General features: G+C 38.1%; 19 protein-coding genes and 4 pseudogenes. 7 read left to right on the top strand and 16 right to left on the bottom strand.

What is annotated here, in order from left to right:
- The 4 genes and pseudogenes from F9802_RS17840 to F9802_RS17825 form a co-directional block, all read right to left on the bottom strand.
- Positions 1-602, bottom strand: a pseudogene (locus F9802_RS17840) (urocanate hydratase); the annotation flags it as partial.
- A gap of 185 nt (positions 603-787) precedes the next feature.
- Positions 788-1,093: a hypothetical protein gene (locus tag F9802_RS17835; protein WP_152154395.1), complete on the bottom strand. Its 306-nt coding sequence runs from the start codon at positions 1,091-1,093 to the stop codon at positions 788-790.
- A 3-nt stretch (positions 1,094-1,096) separates the two neighbouring features.
- Complete coding sequence (locus tag F9802_RS17830) at positions 1,097-2,566, bottom strand: response regulator transcription factor (protein ID WP_152154393.1); 1,470 nt, start codon at positions 2,564-2,566, stop codon at positions 1,097-1,099.
- 153 nt (positions 2,567-2,719) lie between these two features.
- Complete coding sequence (locus F9802_RS17825) at positions 2,720-3,262, bottom strand: recombinase family protein (RefSeq protein WP_152154391.1); 543 nt, start codon at positions 3,260-3,262, stop codon at positions 2,720-2,722.
- 94 nt (positions 3,263-3,356) lie between these two features.
- Between F9802_RS17825 and F9802_RS17820 the strand changes: the two are divergent.
- A pseudogene (locus tag F9802_RS17820) lies at positions 3,357-3,998 on the top strand (SulP family inorganic anion transporter); the annotation flags it as partial.
- Positions 3,999-4,147: 149 nt separating this feature from the next.
- On the opposite strand, the gene F9802_RS17815 reads toward F9802_RS17820, so the two are convergent.
- Positions 4,148-4,414, bottom strand: coding sequence for a hypothetical protein (locus F9802_RS17815; RefSeq protein WP_152154389.1), 267 nt, complete (start codon positions 4,412-4,414; stop codon positions 4,148-4,150).
- 285 nt (positions 4,415-4,699) lie between these two features.
- Between F9802_RS17815 and F9802_RS20015 the strand changes: the two are divergent.
- Positions 4,700-4,798: pseudogene (locus F9802_RS20015) on the top strand (undecaprenyl-diphosphate phosphatase); the annotation flags it as partial.
- A gap of 46 nt (positions 4,799-4,844) precedes the next feature.
- Here the strand turns inward: F9802_RS20015 and F9802_RS17805 are convergent.
- The 7 genes from F9802_RS17805 to F9802_RS17775 form a co-directional block, all read right to left on the bottom strand.
- A complete protein-coding gene (locus F9802_RS17805) occupies positions 4,845-6,278 on the bottom strand; it encodes a UDP-N-acetylmuramoyl-L-alanyl-D-glutamate--2,6-diaminopimelate ligase (RefSeq protein ID WP_191992039.1) in 1,434 nt (477 codons plus the stop codon).
- A gap of 478 nt (positions 6,279-6,756) precedes the next feature.
- The gene (gene sufU / locus F9802_RS17800; RefSeq protein WP_152154385.1) at positions 6,757-7,197 is read right to left on the bottom strand and encodes a Fe-S cluster assembly sulfur transfer protein SufU; all 441 of its coding nucleotides are present in this window, start codon (positions 7,195-7,197) and stop codon (positions 6,757-6,759) included.
- A 111-nt stretch (positions 7,198-7,308) separates the two neighbouring features.
- The gene (locus F9802_RS17795) at positions 7,309-8,313 is read right to left on the bottom strand and encodes a CobW family GTP-binding protein (protein WP_152154383.1); all 1,005 of its coding nucleotides are present in this window, start codon (positions 8,311-8,313) and stop codon (positions 7,309-7,311) included.
- Positions 8,314-8,329: 16 nt separating this feature from the next.
- Positions 8,330-8,722, bottom strand: a complete 393-nt coding sequence (locus F9802_RS17790; RefSeq protein ID WP_152154381.1) for a (2Fe-2S) ferredoxin domain-containing protein — start codon at positions 8,720-8,722, stop codon at positions 8,330-8,332.
- Between the two features lie 148 nt (positions 8,723-8,870).
- A complete protein-coding gene (gene rpsN / locus F9802_RS17785; RefSeq protein WP_152154379.1) occupies positions 8,871-9,140 on the bottom strand; it encodes a 30S ribosomal protein S14 in 270 nt (89 codons plus the stop codon).
- A 124-nt stretch (positions 9,141-9,264) separates the two neighbouring features.
- Complete coding sequence (locus F9802_RS17780) at positions 9,265-10,206, bottom strand: CobW family GTP-binding protein (protein ID WP_152154376.1); 942 nt, start codon at positions 10,204-10,206, stop codon at positions 9,265-9,267.
- 303 nt (positions 10,207-10,509) lie between these two features.
- On the bottom strand, positions 10,510-10,884 hold the full coding sequence (locus F9802_RS17775; RefSeq protein ID WP_152154375.1) for a YmaF family protein: 375 nt from the start codon (positions 10,882-10,884) through the stop codon (positions 10,510-10,512).
- A gap of 159 nt (positions 10,885-11,043) precedes the next feature.
- Here F9802_RS17775 and F9802_RS17770 point away from each other — a divergent pair, with 159 nt between their 5' ends.
- Positions 11,044-11,883: a DUF2935 domain-containing protein gene (locus F9802_RS17770; protein ID WP_152154372.1), complete on the top strand. Its 840-nt coding sequence runs from the start codon at positions 11,044-11,046 to the stop codon at positions 11,881-11,883.
- A gap of 203 nt (positions 11,884-12,086) precedes the next feature.
- Here the strand turns inward: F9802_RS17770 and F9802_RS17765 are convergent, their stop codons facing one another.
- The gene (locus tag F9802_RS17765) at positions 12,087-13,664 is read right to left on the bottom strand and encodes an FAD-dependent oxidoreductase (protein WP_152154370.1); all 1,578 of its coding nucleotides are present in this window, start codon (positions 13,662-13,664) and stop codon (positions 12,087-12,089) included.
- 415 nt (positions 13,665-14,079) lie between these two features.
- Positions 14,080-14,262 (bottom strand): hypothetical protein, encoded by a 183-nt coding sequence (locus F9802_RS17760; protein ID WP_152154367.1) that lies wholly within the window; start codon positions 14,260-14,262, stop codon positions 14,080-14,082.
- Positions 14,263-14,494: 232 nt separating this feature from the next.
- Here F9802_RS17760 and F9802_RS17755 point away from each other — a divergent pair, with 232 nt between their 5' ends.
- From F9802_RS17755 to F9802_RS20110, 4 genes are all read left to right on the top strand, one after another.
- The gene (locus F9802_RS17755; protein WP_152154365.1) at positions 14,495-14,674 is read left to right on the top strand and encodes a small acid-soluble spore protein H; all 180 of its coding nucleotides are present in this window, start codon (positions 14,495-14,497) and stop codon (positions 14,672-14,674) included.
- 284 nt (positions 14,675-14,958) lie between these two features.
- Positions 14,959-15,534 carry a YusW family protein gene (locus F9802_RS17750; protein WP_191992037.1) on the top strand — a complete coding sequence of 192 codons (576 nt, stop codon included), beginning with the start codon at positions 14,959-14,961 and terminating at the stop codon, positions 15,532-15,534.
- Between the two features lie 218 nt (positions 15,535-15,752).
- Positions 15,753-16,667, top strand: coding sequence for an EamA family transporter RarD (gene rarD, locus F9802_RS17745; protein WP_152154361.1), 915 nt, complete (start codon positions 15,753-15,755; stop codon positions 16,665-16,667).
- A gap of 155 nt (positions 16,668-16,822) precedes the next feature.
- The gene (locus tag F9802_RS20110; RefSeq protein ID WP_263862327.1) at positions 16,823-16,954 is read left to right on the top strand and encodes a hypothetical protein; all 132 of its coding nucleotides are present in this window, start codon (positions 16,823-16,825) and stop codon (positions 16,952-16,954) included.
- Between the two features lie 194 nt (positions 16,955-17,148).
- Here the strand turns inward: F9802_RS20110 and F9802_RS17740 are convergent.
- Positions 17,149-17,645: pseudogene (locus tag F9802_RS17740) on the bottom strand (cupin domain-containing protein); the annotation flags it as partial.
- 198 nt (positions 17,646-17,843) lie between these two features.
- Positions 17,844-18,569, bottom strand: coding sequence for an amino acid ABC transporter permease (locus F9802_RS17735; protein WP_152154359.1), 726 nt, complete (start codon positions 18,567-18,569; stop codon positions 17,844-17,846).
- Positions 18,570-18,588: the final 19 nt, after the last annotated feature.

Genomic DNA, 18,588 nt, shown 5'->3' with positions numbered 1-18,588 from the left:
TCAATTCTCGTTTCATCGACGTCAATACCAATTACGACACCGCCATTCATCGTCACCGCAAGCGGCTGTGCACCACCCATACCGCCAAGGCCCGCTGTAAGAGTGATCGTGTTCTTGAGCGTGCCGTTGAAATGCTGCTTCGCAAGCTCCGCGAACGTTTCATACGTTCCTTGTACAATTCCTTGAGAACCAATATAAATCCAGCTTCCCGCTGTCATTTGTCCATACATCATCAGGCCTTTTTGATCCAGTTCATGGAATGTATCCCAGTTTGCATAAGCGGGAACAATGTTTGAATTGGCAATTAATGCACGCGGCGCATCCTTATGTGTTTTGAAGACAACGACTGGCTTTCCTGATTGAACGAGCAGCGTTTCATCTTCTTCAAGATTTTTTAACGTTTCCACAATCGCGTCGAAAGATTCCCAGTTACGGGCCGCTTTTCCGATGCCTCCGTAGACGACGAGCTTTTCCGGATGCTCCGCTACTTCAGGATCTAAGTTATTCATCAACATGCGAAGGACGGCTTCTTGCTGCCAGCCTTTTGTATTTAGTTCGGTTCCTCTGTAACGGACAACCTTATTGTTTGTAATCGCCTTCATTTTTTCTACCCCCTCAAGTTGTTATATTCATTTTATAAGGAATAGTAAAAATATTTACTTATTATTTAATGATTATTTTATGTTTAATTTAAAAACAATTTACTTTTTCATATATTATTACGAATAATTTCACTTATTTATCATTTTTAAAAATAAACTTAACTATTTTGTATAACTTTTTGTCATCAGGATAGACAATGTGCATATTTTGGAGTTTCTTTTGTACAAACCGAGCTTGTGAGCACAGAAATTTCGGTATCCTCTTTTTTCAGTAGACTGAAATCGTGAACAAAGACTGCATTTTGAGGATCAACGCGTTGGATTCGTGAACAAAGCTTTCCTGCATTTCTCAAGATCAAAAGGGTTGTCCCATAAGTGTCTTGTTCGTTGCTTTTGAAACACCCCCATTTCGTTGATTCTTCTGCAGAAATCCACCATAGTCGTGCATAAACAGAAACGACCAGTGCATAAACCAGCACTGGTGATTTCATTTTTTATAATCCGGAGCGATAGGCTGACGGTGTATTTGATTCAAACTGTTTGAATTTAGCGTTAAAGTACGTTTGATGAGTATATCCTGCTAATCGAGCCACTTCTTCCAATGATAAATCTGTTTCTTTCAAGAGGCGTTTCGCTTCCCTTAAGCGGACTTGATGTAGTGTATCACGAAACGTTTGTCCCGATTCCGCCGCAAAACGACGGCTGAGCGTACTTTTATTGATTCGGAGCGTCTCGGCACATGCCGCTAGGTTCCACTGAGCATCCCAATAATTAGATTCAATCAATTCCCGTGCTTTCTCAACAAGCGTACGCGGCCCTTCTTTTAATGATCCATGATCTTGCAACAGCAGGCGGTCGATAAATAAAAGTAATTCGTTGATGATTTGATAGATCACGGGCAGATGGACAATTTGTTGAAACACTTCATGATAGACAGCTTCCAATGAAGCACTTTGAAGTTCATATGACTTCATATGCCTGCGGACTTGCGCCAAAACACTCGTCAGGCGGATCCGCACAATTTCCGGGTCAGGATAAGGCTTTTCGTATGTCAAGAATTCTTGTTCAACCCAATCGCGAATAGCCTTCGTATCCCGCTTTTCAAGCATTTCAATCCATTGCCGCTGTTCTAAAGGTGTTAAAAAGGGATCCATTTCCCGCGGTGACATGCCTTCATTTTCTGCCAAAATAATATCATAGCCCTCGAAAAAAACTTGCCGAGTTAATCGCCGTGTCTGCTTATATGTTGTTTTAATTGAATCATCGGATGACGCTGTCTTGATCACAATAGCAAGCGGTTCATCCATCCGCTCTTTCCAACGGGCCAAAAAAGCTTGATATTCTTCTTTAAATACGTCGGCTTCTTTCGGTTCTTGAACACTCAGAATAAAATCAGATAAGGCAAATATTTGATTTCTCCCGGTAAATGGATATCGCTGCAATTCATCATATACTAATGGCAGCGTCATAGAATGAGGGGTTAAAAAGGCGGCCATCGCTATCGGGCTTTCATGCGCGCGCTCTGTCAAAAAAAGATCCGGATAATGAATCGCGAACGAATCTGCTTCTTCTAATATTTTATTTGTAAAGTAACTTGGAGCGTTCCGCAGCTGGTAACGCAATTGTTGTATATGCTTAATTACATCAGTCGGAGAAAAAGGGCGAAATAAAACGTCTTCCGCACGGAAACGCAGCGCCCGGTAAGCTGTCTGAAAAATCCGCTCAGATGAAATCCCTAACCAGCGGATCCCCTTCTGTCGCAGCGATTCGCCAAAATGTTCATTTTCAGCCCTCCATCCATCCATATCTAAAATAACAAATGGAGGCTGCTGCTTCTCGATACTTGGTTCAAACTGTTCAATCGTCTCCCACAAAATCAGCCGAATCCCGCTCAGATGTGATTCGATCATCCACCGAATCCCTTGAGCCTCTAACTCATCTTTTGCTACTAAATGAATTTCCATATGCTAACCCTTCCCCATTTTTGCCGTTTCTTTTATGATAGCAAATATCTTCAACATTTCATTGATAAAATTGATCGGTGACAATAAAGCCCTTTAATTTTGTTCTTATAAATATACATAACACCGTCCAATTATTCGGACGGTGTTTATTGTTTAATTTTCTAGATACCGATATAAAGTTGATTTGCTAATGCCTGTTTCATTTTTCATTTCATTCAAACTGTATTTTTTACTTTCATACATAATAATGGCACGTTGGACATTTTCATCTGGTTTTCTTGGCCGTCCTGTAGTGATGCCTTTTTGTTTTGCTTTGTGCAGCCCTTTTTTAGTTTTTTCGCTAATGACATCGCTTTGGAATTCAACAAGGTGCTTCACAATATCACTAAATTGATATCCTTGTGTGTTGCTTGTATCAATCCCCTCTTTAATCGATTGAATACAAGCTCCTTTGGCTTCGATTGATTCTAAAAGCTCGACTAAATGGCGTGTTGAATCTGCCAGTGCAAAAAGTTGTGTGACAATTATTTTATCACCTTGTTTGAGGTTATCAATCATGCTTTTAAGCTGCGTTCTTTTTTTTGCTGACGAATGTTCCTCCGCGATAACTTTTTTGCAATTTAATTCTGTTAGACTTTTTAATTGGATATCACAACTTTGATCCTCATGATAAGGTCTCATATAGCCTATTAACATATAGACTCCCCTAACTATAAAGAAGTTTTCCCTTATCATAACATAAATTTTTAGTTAAAATAGTTTCAAAAAGATTCCATTTTGGGACGAAAGGTCAATGATTGGACAATCTGTCATTAATGTTAAATCAGGAGGCCGCGGCCGCTTATCTACCCTGACTGCAGGACTATTTTTAATGTTTTTAATTATTGCATTAGGCGATTTAGTCGTACAAATTCCCATGCCTGTTCTCGTAGGGATCATGATCATGGTGTCGATTGGTACGTTTGACTGGTCATCGTTCTCTTATTTAAGAAAAGCACCAAAAAGTGATGCGGCCGTTATGTTGGTAACAGTTATCATCGTTGTAGCCACGCATGACTTATCAAAAGGAGTCATTGCAGGTGTCATTTTAAGTGCCATCTTCTTTGTAGCCAAAATTTCAAGGATTAAGGTAGAAAGACGACAAGAAAATGAAAGTACGATCTTTGAAGTAGAAGGCCAATTATTTTTTGCATCTGTAGAAGATTTTGTAGAATCATTTGATTTTGCTGTTGAAAACAAAAATATTATCATTGATTTTTCTAATGCACATATTTGGGATGATTCAGCTGTAGGAGCTGTTGATAAAGCAGTCATTAAATACCGCGAGAACAATAACACAGTGACCATTAAAGGTTTAAATTCATCCAGTAAAAAAATCGTGGATAAACTAGCCGTATATAATAATTCAAATGCTAAATTAATCTCACATTAACCTACTATCAATGATCGGCCACGGCAGCGGGGCTCTGTTAAAAGACGGCATGTTTCATCGCCCAACTCCAAAAGGGATAGGGAAATTCACATCGATGCGAATTTTCCTATCCCTCTTTGTGAATTAAAATCTAGAACTGGCTGCAACTTTCATCCAGATATTTCTTTCATCCGCTCCGTTATTTCCATGAACCATTCTTTTTGATTTAAATCCACCGTCAGTTTGGCCAAATCCAGAAGCTCCCCCACTGTTAGATAATCGCCCATAAGTACTAACTGGTGGTAGCTGTATCTATGTTCCCCAATCGGCTTTCCGCCTTTAATGACGAATACGGTTGCCCCCTGATAGCTCGCCTCTAGAACGAATCCAATGGCATTCCTATTTTTGACCTCCACCCAAACCCCTACTTTATACATGTTAATGCCCCCATATCCCGCCTTTGCGGGGTTTGATTTTCCCGTCCATTTCCCGCGACACGATGAGCAGCACAATTTTAAACCCTCGTCTTTTATAATATTCAGCTGTTTCTTCCAATGACAATTTGTATGATAAAATACCGTTTTAATTCGGTGCGCTTAATCCTCCTTAAAAAGAATGGAACTGTTGGATGTGTGACATATTAAAGCAGAATAAATTAGTTAGATGAAAACACGTAAAAGAGGACAGAATTCATTTAATTTCACATGATATAAAACAAATAATGGCTTATGGGTATTATGGCGAAAGGTAATTTAAAATATTTTGCCTGCTATTATTTTATTGTTGGCACTTTGTTACTCCTCTTTTCATCAAGTTTATAATGAGTTAACCATTAGCGGAGCTGCTCTACCTTATAGTTATTTCCATTTATTGTGATAAGTATTGCACAGTTTCTTTATCAGAAGCGGTCGGTAAATGATACTGTTGTTGATATGCCTCTGAACCTTTCCCTGTGATAAACACCCAATCTCCTTCATCAACCTGATCCCAGGCACATTTTATCGCCATAGTTCGATCAGGTATGACGAAACCTTTTTGTTGAAGATTTAACTTATGAAGGTCTTTCTCCATATCTTCATAAGAGATCCCATTTAAGTCATCTAAAGTGAGAATACTGGCATCACTCATTTCTTGAGAAATACTAACCATTTCTCTTCGTTTCTCCGTATCCCTATTCCCTCTAAATCCAAATATGTGAAAAATGCGTTCGGCTCCCTTTTCTTTTGCTGTTTGCAGGCAGTGATAGAGAGCATCAGGAGTATGTGCATAATCAATTACGATAGTAGCTCCTTTAGGGTGCTGCATGACTTCAAATCTCCCGGGAACGCCTCGTAGTTTTTCTAACGCATGAATAATTTTACTGCTTTCAAGACCAAGCTCTCGACCAGTTAAATAAGCCATAGAGGCATTAAATATATTGTGCTTTCCTAAAATATTCAGCTTTAATCGAACGCTCTTATTTTGCTCAAGCACCACTGCAGAGTTAATTTCTTCTGAAATAAATTTGTCGATTCGTAAATCACAGTATCTCTCCTCTCCTAATGTATATATGTTGCAGCCGTTTAGTTTCAGTCGATCTGCCAGTTTCATTCCCCAGCTGTTGTAGTGATTAATAATTGCTTTTCCGTCTGGTTTTAATTGATCGAATAAACTTGCCTTAACCGAAAAGTACTCTTCCATATCACGATGATAATCGAGATGATCATGATCCAAATTTGTAAATAAACAGTAATCAAATTCCATACCTCCCACTCGATATTGTGATAGCCCATGGGAAGAAACCTCGATTATAATAATTTCATCTTTACTCAATGCAAGCTGCCTCTGCAGTTCAAGAGCGCCCAGAGTTGTATTTACGGCAGGCGAAACTTGTCCATTGACAATGTTCATTACAGAACCGAATAAAGAACAGGTCCGGCCGGATGACTCCAGAATATGTTTGAGCATAAAAGAAGTAGTCGTCTTGCCATTTGTCCCTGTAATGCCAACAATAATCCGTTTTTTTGAGGGGGTTTCATAAAACTGACAGGCCATTTTTGCAAGGGCGAAACGGCTGTTGGATACTCGAATATAGGGTACAGTTAATCCCTTTAAATCTTTCTCCCCCACTACCACACTGGCTCCAGCTTTAATGGCATCTTCGATAAACGCATGACCGTCCACACTATAACCAGGAATCGCTACAAATAATTCATTTGGACGTACAGAAGAAGAATTAGTTGAGATTCCTTCAATGTCGATATGATGGATGGATTCATTTGCGTTATTTGTAATATTCATCAACAGTGTATTCAACTTCATATTCAGCTTCACTCCTAGTGATAGAATCATACCTAATTTATGTTTAGAACATTTTTGAAAATTGTTATTTAAAAATCTTATATGTATCGTTATAGGTTATATTTTGTTACCTAATCTTGAAGTAAGTATGGAAAGTGAAAATGAATTGACACTTTCTTCTTTCTACTCAAACAGCTAATCAGCTTCGTTAATAGTTGTAGTTTACGTACCAAGGACATTTTCTAGTCATTACCGGTTATGATGGAGACTTTGTTTTCTTTAATGAACCCTTAATAGGCAAAAAAGACAAAAAAGCACCCAGACAAGAGTTCATTAATGTCCGGGTACAGATAGGAAGATAAGCAATCACTTACTTAGAAGTTTGACATGTAATATCCTGAGAATGACAGCAGAATTAAAAATCCTATATTAAAATTTTAATATAGGATTTTTGATCAAACTTTATTTTTAAAAATACACATTGAAACTTTTCTAAACTCTAATGCGTATCATATTCCTTTTCATTTTTTAAAACCTTATCCAAGGCTTGCCAGGTCATTAATGCACAATTATGTCTTGCTTTTAACTCATGCACTCCTTGCAGAGATAAGCTGTCCCCTAAATCAATTCTATCCGGCAGCTCTCCATGTCGGATTAACCGTTCTAATGCTTTCCTAAACGCGGCAATTTCTTTTAATGATTTGTTCTTAATAAGCTCTGTCATCATGGAGGCAGATGCCATACTAATGCTGCATCCTTCACCTAGAAAGGCTGCTTTTTTCACCTGACTTTGTTCAAGTTCAATAAATAAAGTCATTACATCTCCGCATGTAGGGTTTTTATAATGTATCTTTTTTACATTTTCCCCCTTCACTTCCTTGAAGTTTCTCTTGTGCTTATAATGGTCTAAGATCACTTGCCGATACAGGTTATCAAGCATGGTAAAGGCGTCCTCCTTTCATTGCGAATATAAAAATCAACTTAAATTTCATGCCAGCTTATCGTCAATAAAATCGTTTATCGGCCCGTCAGCCTACTTAGTGATCCTGTCTTACAAAGTAGGCTGCGGATTGGCTATGCAATTGTTAAATTGCTGTTCCAATTCTTCTTTGTTTAAGTTTTTTCCAATAAAAACGAGTTCACTTAACCTTGTTTCATTCTCTTTCCATTTCCGATCAGGCCGCCCTGAAAATAGCATATGAATGCCTTGAAACACTAATCGTTCCTGTATCCCTTGAATATGAAGAATTCCTTTATATCGCAACAAGTCTTCTCCTTTCTCTTGAATAAGGTAACTCATCCATTGTTCGACCTTATTCATATCAAGAGGCTTTTCTTCCCGGAAAGCAATCGATGACACGTGATCATCATGATGGTGATGATGATGATCGTCTAAAAAGTGAGGATCAATTTCTAGCTTTCGATTGACGTCAAACGTGTGAATCCCTAAAATATCTCGTAAGTTTATATTACAATTTTGAGCATGCATTCTTTTAGCTGCAGGATTCATCTTGATAATTCTTCTCTCCAAGACACTCAAGTCATCATCAGATACTAAATCCGTTTTATTTAAAATGATCACATCAGCGAAAGCTATTTGCTCTTGTGCTTCATCATGACTATCTAGATGCTTTGTGACATGCTTGCTGTCTACTACGGTGACAATGCTATCCACTTCAAACTTTTCGCACAGCATCTCTTCCATAAAAAAGGTTTGAGCCACTGGCGCCGGGTCTGCTAAACCGGTTGTTTCGATCAAAACTCGATCGAACCTCACTTTCCCTTCTTCCATTGAAAAGACAAGAGTTCGCAGGATGCGAATCAAATCTCCACGAACTGTACAACAAATACAGCCATTGTTCATTTCCAAAATTTCTTCATCGGCACCAACGACCAGCTGATTGTCTATTCCAACTTCTCCGTATTCATTGACAATGACAGCTGTCTTCTGATTATGCTTTTCTGTGAGTATTCGGTTTAATAGTGTTGTTTTTCCCGCCCCTAAATAGCCAGTCAGAATGGTAACAGGAATTTTATTTGATTTTATAGAAGCCACCTTTTTCTTCCTCCATTCAAAGTGTTTTTGATACTTTTCTTACTTTTTCTTTGTCTTTTCTTACTCCAACGACAACTCCGTCTTCCCTTTCAAAGCCTTGGCCATTAAATGAATGACTTACTTTACCTGTATAATCTTTATCGACTAAAAGAGAATCAACGAACAAGGAGGCATCTTCCGGATGTAAATCTTTATACCATTCCCCTCTCGGATAGGCGATTACCACACATTTATCTTGGCATCTCCCATTACAGCGTGTGCGGGTTGTATGGATCGTGTCATCCAACCCCCGGGCGGCAATTTCTTTACGGATCACTTGAGTCAGTTCCTCTGCCCCCGCCTTATTGCAGCTGCTGCCATTGCAAATAAGAACGTGATGCTGAGTATTGCTTAAGTCCCATGTGGCCATATTTTTTACTCCTCCCACAAATCGAAATGATTACGATTTAAAATTTATGATTGTTTTTTGTTTCCTACATTTATACTCACTTTTGCCTGCGTGACTTATCGGTTAATGAATGTGCGCAGCAGAGGTAAAGTTCAAAGCATCTTCTCTTTCACCAACTTGACTTTTTGACACCTGGCACTTGCCCTTTATGAGCGAACTCCCTAAACGCAATTCTAGACATCTTAAACTTTCTTAAATACCCTCTCGGTCTTCCTGTAACCTCGCAACGGTTGTGTAGACGTACAGGGGATGAATCCCTCGGCAACTTTCGCAAGGCTTCATAGTCGCCTTTCGCTTTTAACTCTTTTCTCAGTTCAGCATATTTTTGGACCATTTCCTGACGCTTCTTCTCTTTTGCTATCTTTGATTTCTTTGCCAAAGCACTTCATCCTTTCTCTTTTTAAAATTTGTCTCTTACTAAAACGTAATCATTACGATTTATGTGATATATTGTAACTTATGTTTAAACTATGCGCAAATGTCAAAGGCGGAGAAAATGCGGTTTAAAGTAAATGTGGGTCAGAAATGCTTTCTTGCTGCAAATTAGTTAATGTAGCCTGCAGTCTGCTATGATCTAAACCATCTCCGATAAACACGAGTGTACTTTTCACCTTTATTTTTATTTTTATATACATAGGCATGCCATAAGCATATTGAAAAAGAAACGTTTCTTTTTCTCCTGTAAAACGGACATACCCTTTAATACGATAAATAGTGTCAGGCATTGTTGCTAAGAAATCTTCAAATAATTGCTTATCAACAGGCTGCGAAAACGTATGCACGTATGCCTTCATATGCAGATGTTCGATGGCATGTGCTTTCTCATGCTCCTCTTGTTCCTTTCTACAGGCATGCTGGATGACTCCTAAACTGATGTTTGCAAACTTTGTAGGAACAAGCTTGCCCCTACGATTAATAGATCGCAATTCACTTTCAATCTCTCTTTGTTTTTCCTCTGAAATTTGATCAATTTTATTCATTAAAATGGTATCCGCATGCTTTACTTGTTCCTTAATGAGTTTTCGAAGTGGAATCTTTAAGGTATGACGATCCATCCAGCGGTTAGCATCTAAAATAGTGATAATCGATTGAACTCTTATCTTTTCCGCAAAAAGAGGGGATAAACAAGCATCTAAAACTTCAACTGGGTGGGCTGCACCCGTCGTCTCAATATAAACAACATCTAGCTCATACTGATTAATGAGTTCATTTAATTTGACTTCAAGCTGATTAGATAAAGTGCAACAAACACAACCATTTAGCAGTTCTTTCAAAGGGACGCCTTCTGAAACAGCATCGGAATCAATAGAAACAGGTCCCATTTCATTCATAATAACAGCTACTTTCCTCCCCCTTTCTTGTTCTTCTTTCAAAATCTGTTGTAGTAAAGTAGTTTTTCCAGCACCTAAAAAGCCGGATAAAATATAAACCTCCACGCTTTTCATCTATGATCATCCTTTCTCTTGTTTAATACTCTGTTACACAAAACTCTTTCCTTTTGTGGATTCAAGAATTAGTTATATCACTAATACAAATTTAAACAAAACGAAATGATTACGATTTATAATACATGTTTTTTTGAACTTGCGATACATTTTTTTAATCGCCACACATTTTTTGAATGGCTGGCGACAGAGTACGCAACAATATTGAATTGTGATTATATAAAAAAATAGAATTTGAAGAATAAAAAAACAGAAATGCATTTTATACACATCTCTGCTCTTCTCTTGCGAAATGGCAAAAGATCAAAGGCTTGTTTTGCCACTATATCTGTGTCTATGAGGATTAGCCCCATTAATAGTGGTCATTCCACTAAATTCGTGATAATGGCCACCGCCGGGCAAATAAATGGCGGGACCAGTTGTGCCGTATATTTGATGATGATGTCTATTATCGATAGAAGTAAAAGTAAAGTACTTATGACTATGCTGAACTCCGCTTGGCGCAGGTTCAGTAGTTCCTGCATATCTATGTCTATGTCCATCATCATATGAGGTAACTCCTTTAAATTCATGGACATGGACGGGCCGCCCATCCCATGAGGTTATATAAAGGTGATGAGAATGCGCAGGATCTGAATCATTTGAATGCAACATGAATCCGGTTAAAGGTATTTCCATTAACAAAACTCCTTTTCTCTTTTCTAATACTATATGGGAGGGAAGAAAAAAGGTTATGTTCTTATCATAATAACTTCATCATATGATTGTGGTATTTTTATGAACCTTTCTTAATAAAGTTTTAAGAGTTGTCTTTTATTTATCAAGGAGGGGCTTGTTATGAAAGGGAACAAAAATTCCAATAAAGAAGTGGCAAGCGAAATGTTTGTTGCACGGTCATTAGATGAAACCCGTTTTTGGTCGAGGATAATGAAGGAACATTCGTTATTTCTTAGGCTAGGGTTCAGATGTGAGGATACACAGTTAATAGCGGAAGCTAATCAATTTTATCATTTGTTTGAACAAATTGAACGACGAGCTCATTCATTTACAAATCAAACGGATCCTGAACAAATCAGAAGATTTAATTCGGAAGTCCAACAAGCTGCCACTCATATATTTGCATTCAAGCGGAAAGTATTAGGATTAATACTCACTTGTCAATTGCCGGGTGCAAATAACTTCCCTCTTTTAGTTGATCATGTAAGCAGGGAAGCCAATTATTTTAGAAATCGATTAATTGAATTAAACGAAGGAAAACTGAAACCACTTGCTGATGCTATTATTAAAGAGAATGTTTTCTTCTTAAGAATCATGGCTGATCATGCCAAATTTATCGGACATCTCCTTGATCCATCGGAAAGAAAGCTTGTAGATATGGCCCGAAACTTTAGCAATGATTTTGATGAATTGGTTTTTCAAGCTAGAGACTTAGAGGGGATGAAACCACACTCCCAGACAGTTCCCCTTTTGGATCAGTTTCTTGATCAAAATCGCGTATCTGTCGCATCTCTTCGGGATTTTAAGAAGACCGCTCGGGATTTAATTGAGGAATGTAAAATTAAAAGCATTATCCATCCTCTGCTGGCAGACCATGTTTTCCGTGAAGCCGATAGATTCCTTACAATTATTGATATGTTCGAAGCCCATCTTACGGGGGCAACACCCCATTCAAAATAACAAAGTTTTATTCCACTAAAGAGGATATTCCAAAAGTCTTACTTTGGGAATATCCTCTTTTTCAGTAGACGGAAATGGGGAACAAAGCTATCAAAGTGATGAACAACACGATGGATTCGTGAACAAAGCTTTCCTGCATTTCTCAAGACAAAGGAAGACTGTTCCAAAAGTCAGGCTTTTGGAACGGTCTCTTAGATCAACCGTTAATAACCGGAATCCTCTGAAGTAAGATTGTCCAGTATATTATAATCGTACTGCTGTAAAGGTTTTTCTGCCGGGCCTTCAATCACTTCTCCGGTATAGGAAAATCTGGAGCCGTGGCACGGGCAATCCCAGGATCGGTCGCCACTGTTCCACTCAACTTCACATCCTACGTGAGTGCACGTTGTATCTACAATATGCAGTTTTCCTTCTTCATCTTTATAGGCACCTTTTCTATGCCCTTTGACGTTAATAACTGCACCTTCCCCAATAGATAATTCCTCGGCACTTTTATCAGGCATTTCTAGTTTTCCTTTAATTAAATGGCCGACAACATCAGCGTTCTCAACTAAGAAGTTTTTCAGACTTGGATCCGCGTAGAATCGAGACGGTGTATATAAACTTTGATAGGCGTTCTTTTTTCCCAAAATCATATCCCGAAATAGCAGAGCCGCAGCAGTACTGTTAGTCATCCCCCATTTCCTGTAACCAGTAGCGATCAAGATATTCGGTTGGCCGGATGTTATTTCTCCAACATAAGGGATTTTATCCAGTGTGACTAGGTCTTGAGCTGACCAGCGGTACATAATGTTGTCAAGTCCAAAAACTTGTTCACCAAAAGTCTCTAAAGCTTTGTAATGTTCCATCGTGTCTTTTCCTTGACCTGTCTTATGACCTTCACCTGCAATAAGTACCATTTCCTCACCGTTAATTGTTGTAGAACGGAGAGAACGTGTTGGCTGATCAGCACTAATATACATTCCGCCCGGAAAAGGTTTTTTTGTTTTAGCGGCTACGATGTATGAACGATCTGCGTACAGCCTTGTAGAATAAAAACCTAATCCTTCATAAAACGGAAAGTGTGAGCAGGAAAGAACATAATTGCCGGCAGCACGTGGACCCTCGCGAGTAAGAACCGTTGGCTGCTCTCCCGTTTCAATATTTACCCCTGTCGTGTTCTCAAAGATAAGCCCCCCTTTTTCCGTAATAATTTTGATTAAGTGAGTTAAGTATTTAATTGGATGAAACTGTGCCTGATTTTTCATGACGAGTGCGTTTTGTATGTCTATATCGAAAGGAATGCTATTAACGAGTCCGCCGTTAATACCGAGCTTTTCGTAAGCATCAGCTTCTTTTTTAAGTTTGCTTGCGTATTGATCAGTGGTGGCATATATATAAGCGTCTTGCTCGCTAAAGTCACAATTGATTTGATGTTCGTCCACGGTTTTTTTAATAAAGCTAAGAGCGTCCGTATTTGCTTCGTAATATAATCTTGCCTTGCTTCTTCCGAAATTCTGAATGAATTCATCGTATATTACATCATGCTGGGCAGTAACTTTTGCAGTCGTATGTCCTGTTGTGCCGTTCAACAATTTTCCCGCCTCTAAAATGGCGACCTTCAAGCCTTCATTTACTAAAAGGTAAGCAGAAGTGATTCCAGTCATGCCACCTCCAACAATAACAACATCTACTTGAATGTCTTTCTCTAAACGAGGAAATTCCGGCAAATCAATAAAGTCTCTCCAATATGGCTCAGGAACTTGCGGCAATTTTTTGCCCGTATGATCGTTGTGAGTCAAAATAAATCCTCCATTCGCTATTTTTGATAATATCAGGATTGCCATTCACGAGAGAACTATACTTGACACATCGCTAGCGGGGTTACCGGGGTTAACTGCAAAACAATTTGAAAAGTATGTATTATTCCAATACTTGCGCATGAATAAAAGTCCTTTTTATTTTATTAGCGGATGACGTGCACATTTCGAAGGTTTTCGTGCATAATTCGGATGGGGGCGTGCAGAAACCCGTGGAACTCGCGCACAATGCCCGGCGGTCGGTGCATAATTCGGCGGTTCCTGTGCAGAAAACCATAATCGCCGTGCATAAATTCCAATAAAAAATGCACAATGTAGCACCGCGTCGCTCTATTTAAGAAAGAGGCTGCCCAAAAGTCGGTAAATAACAGACTTTTCGGACAGCCCCTTCTTATGTTTACTGTATAGTTGTGCCTGTTGTTGATTGGGTATTTTGGCTAGTCATTCCCTGATTACTAATATTGGATAACTGAGGGATCATATTTTGAAGTTGCCCGCCTTTCCCTGTCATCATACTGTAAGCAGCAGCCCCAATCCCTATTGAAGCAATGATAGGCAATACTTGAATGTTATTTTTCAATTTAAGTTCACCTACTTTTAATGGATTGCTCCTCTGAGCATCTATAGGATATGTCTTTTCTTTTTGAAACAATCAAGTATTTTTTGACAAGGAAATACTTACATCGGGCAAAGAGTAATATTGCTTTCCTATTCCTCTCAATCGATGAATAAAAAAAGCTAAAAGTTGCATTATAGGATAAAGCTTTTAAGTAAACATTATTACTGTTACAAATCAAAAGGAGGTCATTATTATGAACAAACAACGAGCCCAAGAGATCGCCGCTTCACCAGTTATGGCGGATGTCACTTACAATGAAGCGCCAATCTATATTCAAAATGTGGATGAGAGTAATGAAACAGCTAGAATTTACCCCCTTGATGAACCACAGAATGAACAAGATGTTCCTTTATCTAACTTAAAAGAACATTAATTCCACAAGTATTTCTACACTAAATATTAGCGCCGCGGGGCTGCCCAAAAGTCTGTTACTCACCGGTTTTTGGGCAGCTCCCTTTCTTAACAAATACAACAGCGCAGTGCCATATATTATGCACCTTGAAAAGTTACACCTTCACAAAATACCTCCTAAAATCAAAATATTTCACATGCACCCTTTGCTAGTTTTAAGTAATTTCGTTAATAAGCAATAAAGTTGTTTAAATCAACTAGAAAGAGGAATATTTAATTTAGATAAAATCAATGGAGGTATGGACGATGAAGAAAATGTATACCCTTGCCGCTTTGACAGCAATCTCTTTAACTGTTGCGGGCTGCGGAAATGCTGAAGAGGACCAAGCAGTGGAAAGTCAAGCACAAAATCAGGAGATAGAAAACAAACCGGTTGAAATTCCAGAACAAAACCAAGAGGCAGAAAATAAATCTGTTAATAGTAGTGAAAGCAATGTAAATGATTCGAATCAAAACATTGATGCGAGTAGTCAGGAAAACATGCGCAAAAAAATAAATGAACTTAATTATACCGATTTCGAATTGAAAGTCGAATATAATGAGCAAAAAGAATATGAAGTGGAATTAGAGCAGCATAAACATGATCAATCCGTTACAGCAGAAATAGAAGACTCACTAAACGGAGTAAATAAAAGAGGAGTAGATGCATTTAATGACATTTATCCAAAGGTGAAGCAGCTGACAATTAATCAACAGACAAGTAAAAATGACGCTATTAAGGAAGTGTTAAACGTATTTGGCCTTTCACCAGACTATGCAGAATTCGAATTAGACTTAACATTTAAAGATGGAACAAAGATAGAACTTGAAGACAAAAAATAATCGTTTTATAAAATCCGCCTCTCATTCCTTCAAAATGAGAGGCGTTTCGTTTTATCAATTTTCGGCATCGGAATGATTGTTCCATATAAAAATGAAAACTTGAATGAATCTTATATTTTTTTTATTTTGATTGTGTCTTATAATAGATATCTAAATTGAAGAAGATTTTTAGGATAATATTTCATTCTTTTACGATCTTCTAGAAAAAAGGTGAGTAGATGCAAAATAAGCCGAGCGAGAAAAAATTTGGGGTCTTGGCTGGGATGGGCGCCTATCTTATATGGGGGTGTCTGCCTTTATATTGGAAATTAGCCGGTGATGTTCCTGATATAGAAATACTGGCCTATCGAATTATTTGGTCATTTGTGTTTATGATTATTCTCATTATCAGTTTCGGCAAAAGGAAAGAAGTTATAAGTGAAATCCGCGAGGTACTACATAAGCCCAAAACAACGATTGCTGTTACAATGGCAACCATTTTAATAACAATAAACTGGTTTATTTTTATCTTTGCAGTAAACAGTAATAATGTATTAGCAGCAAGTCTTGGTTATTATATTAACCCAATGGTAAACGTTTTATTTGCTACGCTCTTCTTGAAAGAAAAACTGAACAATGGCGAAGTTTTAGCAGTCGTAACAGCAACGACTGGTGTCATCATACTTGCCTGGAGTCACGGAGCTGTCCCTTGGGCCGCTATTAGTATGGCGGTAACTTTCAGTTTATATGGCCTTATAAAAAAAGTTATTCATGTAAATACTTGGACTGGCTTGACACTTGAAACGATGTTAATTACACCTCTTGCGCTAATTTATCTATTATTCTTTGCAGCACATGATCTTATGTCCTACAACTTAAATATAAATCTAGTATTAATCGGTACCGGGGTGGCAACAGCAATTCCCCTGCTTCTTTTCGCCGTTTCCACAAAGAGGATTCCTTATACAATGCTTGGCTTCCTCCAATATATAGCACCGACAATCATGCTGGTAATTGCTGTATTAGTCTTTAACGAAACATTCAACAATACCCAGTTAGTTTCTTTCATTTTTATCTGGACAGCCCTAATTATTTTTACAGTATCAAACATCTTTCTACCTGCAAAGGTAAAGAAAACTGTCCGAATAAAATAAGTATGGTTATATCTATACCTTATTTCTCTTCATTGTTAGTAAAACAAAGTACGTATGGGAAAAACCCGTGTTCTTTTTGAAAACTTTGCAAGTCAATGTTAACTAAAGTTGTTTCATTTATGAAATGGATTCAATTAGTGTAGGATAGACATTAATTGAATCCATTTTTTATTGAAGAAGTACTTCGTCTTGAAGCCTACGCCAAAAGTTTAAACGTCAAAATCCCCGATCCGACCGGGCAGCTGGATCAGCTGTTTAGAGATGCACTGGAGGAAGTTTGGAATTAATCTGCCTTCACAGTTCGGGACTCTCCCCTATAGACTGCATCCGTGCTGAACGCACATCAAAAAGTCCCTAGAAATCAACCTTGGGACTTTTTGATGAGGCTGCCTCAAAAGTCGGTACTAAAAAGCTTTTTGGGACGGTCCCCCTTTAAATAAATAAAGGCATTATGCACAGGTCATTAGCATTTATGCGCAGCTAACTCTTCAGCATCTACATTATATGCCTCTTGGAAAACTTCTGGTGGTGTTAAACGCAATACATTTGATCCTTTGCATTTTCGGGTTGATCATTGTTGAAAAAAAGATGCATATGCACCTTTTCAGATTTTGCTGTAATCCAGTGCCACCACCCCATTGGAATAAACACAATATCGCCTGCTTCCTTCAAATGATAAGTCTGGAGTTGAGCAGTATCAGGGTTGAGAATAGCAACAATCGCTTCTCCTGATATAATAATATCTAGCTCCCAAGCATTAGGATGCCAATGTGGTTCCCTAATATGCCCTTTTGTGAGATGTAAATCAACTACTGCACCACCTACCATAGCTGGCACTTGTGTAGATGTAACTTCGTATGCAATGTTCCCCTTATTTTTTTCAAAAAGAATATTGTTCTTAATATTAAAGTGAAGATTTGGAGTTCCAGAACTTTTTTTAAGATTCTTATTATCTGGAATATAACCTGAATTAGACATCTATATTGCCTGCCTTTCCTCTTAATGCATAAATTTAATACTCAGATATATTATGCATGTGAAGGGGATTAGTGTTTAATGCAATTTGATGTACTCTTCTAATTGTTTAAATAAAAAATATGTCTTAAAGTTAGTTATTTTATTTTTGTACTATCACGACTTACCATTATTTAATGCAGTTAAATTAAACTCAATTTATCAAGCAGGTGCTTTAAGGTCCATTCTTGCTTCAAAACGTCCCATTTTCTTCTCAAGTTTTGAAAAGATGATTTCACATACTAAGCAAATAACCCAATAGATAATAGATGCGACTAAATACATTTCTAAGAAGCGGTACCCATCGTTGGCAATAATTTTAGAAATTGCTAAAATTTCTACTACTTTTACCGCAAAGGCTAAAGATGTCGCTTTAATTAAGTTGATAAACAGATTTCCTAAATTCGGCAAGGCGATAACAATCGCTTGGGGCAGAATGATTCTATATAATCCTTGTGCGGTTGTCATCCCGACTGAGTAAGCCGCTTCCATCTGCCCGGCGCTTGTCGCATTAATTGAGGAACGGAAAATTTCTGCCTGATAAGCAGCCGTATTAATCGTATAAGCAACCAGCGCATAAATGAGCGGTGAAATGTTATCTGCTTCTATACTCAACCCAAGACGAGGATTAAGATAACCTAGTAATACAGGAACACCGTAGAAAAAGACGTACAGCTGAACGATTAACGGTGTTCCCCGAATAAATGAAATATATAAAATCGACAGCTGATTTAATACGGGAATTTTATATATTCTGCAAAGAGCAATCAGTAAACCGAATAGGACGCCAAATATCATCGCAACAATGGCTATTGTTAATGTCCACGGTACTCCTTTTAATACTTCGGGCACTTGCTCTAAAGCAAATTTAAAATCGATAATAGCCATGAATCATCACTTTCCTTAG

This window comes from Bacillus aerolatus, from assembly GCF_009183655.1.
Lineage (GTDB): Bacteria > Bacillota > Bacilli > Bacillales > Domibacillaceae > Pseudobacillus > Pseudobacillus aerolatus.
This window is presented reverse-complemented; position numbering and strand designations above follow the sequence as displayed.

What these genes read in the sequence shown, in the direction of transcription:
- F9802_RS17790 (WP_152154381.1), bottom strand. Translation starts at nt 8,722, where the DNA reads ATGGCCACATGGGACTTAAGCAATACTCAGCATCACGTTCTTATTTGC.
- F9802_RS17825 (WP_152154391.1), bottom strand. Translation starts at nt 3,262, where the DNA reads ATGTTAATAGGCTATATGAGACCTTATCATGAGGATCAAAGTTGTGAT.
- F9802_RS17735 (WP_152154359.1), bottom strand. Translation starts at nt 18,569, where the DNA reads ATGGCTATTATCGATTTTAAATTTGCTTTAGAGCAAGTGCCCGAAGTA.
- F9802_RS17835 (WP_152154395.1), bottom strand. Translation starts at nt 1,093, where the DNA reads ATGAAATCACCAGTGCTGGTTTATGCACTGGTCGTTTCTGTTTATGCA.
- sufU (WP_152154385.1), bottom strand. Translation starts at nt 7,197, where the DNA reads ATGCTTGATAACCTGTATCGGCAAGTGATCTTAGACCATTATAAGCAC.
- F9802_RS17830 (WP_152154393.1), bottom strand. Translation starts at nt 2,566, where the DNA reads ATGGAAATTCATTTAGTAGCAAAAGATGAGTTAGAGGCTCAAGGGATT.
- F9802_RS17775 (WP_152154375.1), bottom strand. Translation starts at nt 10,884, where the DNA reads ATGGAAATACCTTTAACCGGATTCATGTTGCATTCAAATGATTCAGAT.
- F9802_RS17780 (WP_152154376.1), bottom strand. Translation starts at nt 10,206, where the DNA reads ATGAAAAGCGTGGAGGTTTATATTTTATCCGGCTTTTTAGGTGCTGGA.
- F9802_RS17805 (WP_191992039.1), bottom strand. Translation starts at nt 6,278, where the DNA reads ATGAAGTTGAATACACTGTTGATGAATATTACAAATAACGCAAATGAA.
- F9802_RS17770 (WP_152154372.1), top strand. Translation starts at nt 11,044, where the DNA reads ATGAAAGGGAACAAAAATTCCAATAAAGAAGTGGCAAGCGAAATGTTT.
- F9802_RS17755 (WP_152154365.1), top strand. Translation starts at nt 14,495, where the DNA reads ATGAACAAACAACGAGCCCAAGAGATCGCCGCTTCACCAGTTATGGCG.
- rarD (WP_152154361.1), top strand. Translation starts at nt 15,753, where the DNA reads ATGCAAAATAAGCCGAGCGAGAAAAAATTTGGGGTCTTGGCTGGGATG.
- F9802_RS17750 (WP_191992037.1), top strand. Translation starts at nt 14,959, where the DNA reads ATGAAGAAAATGTATACCCTTGCCGCTTTGACAGCAATCTCTTTAACT.
- F9802_RS17815 (WP_152154389.1), bottom strand. Translation starts at nt 4,414, where the DNA reads ATGTATAAAGTAGGGGTTTGGGTGGAGGTCAAAAATAGGAATGCCATT.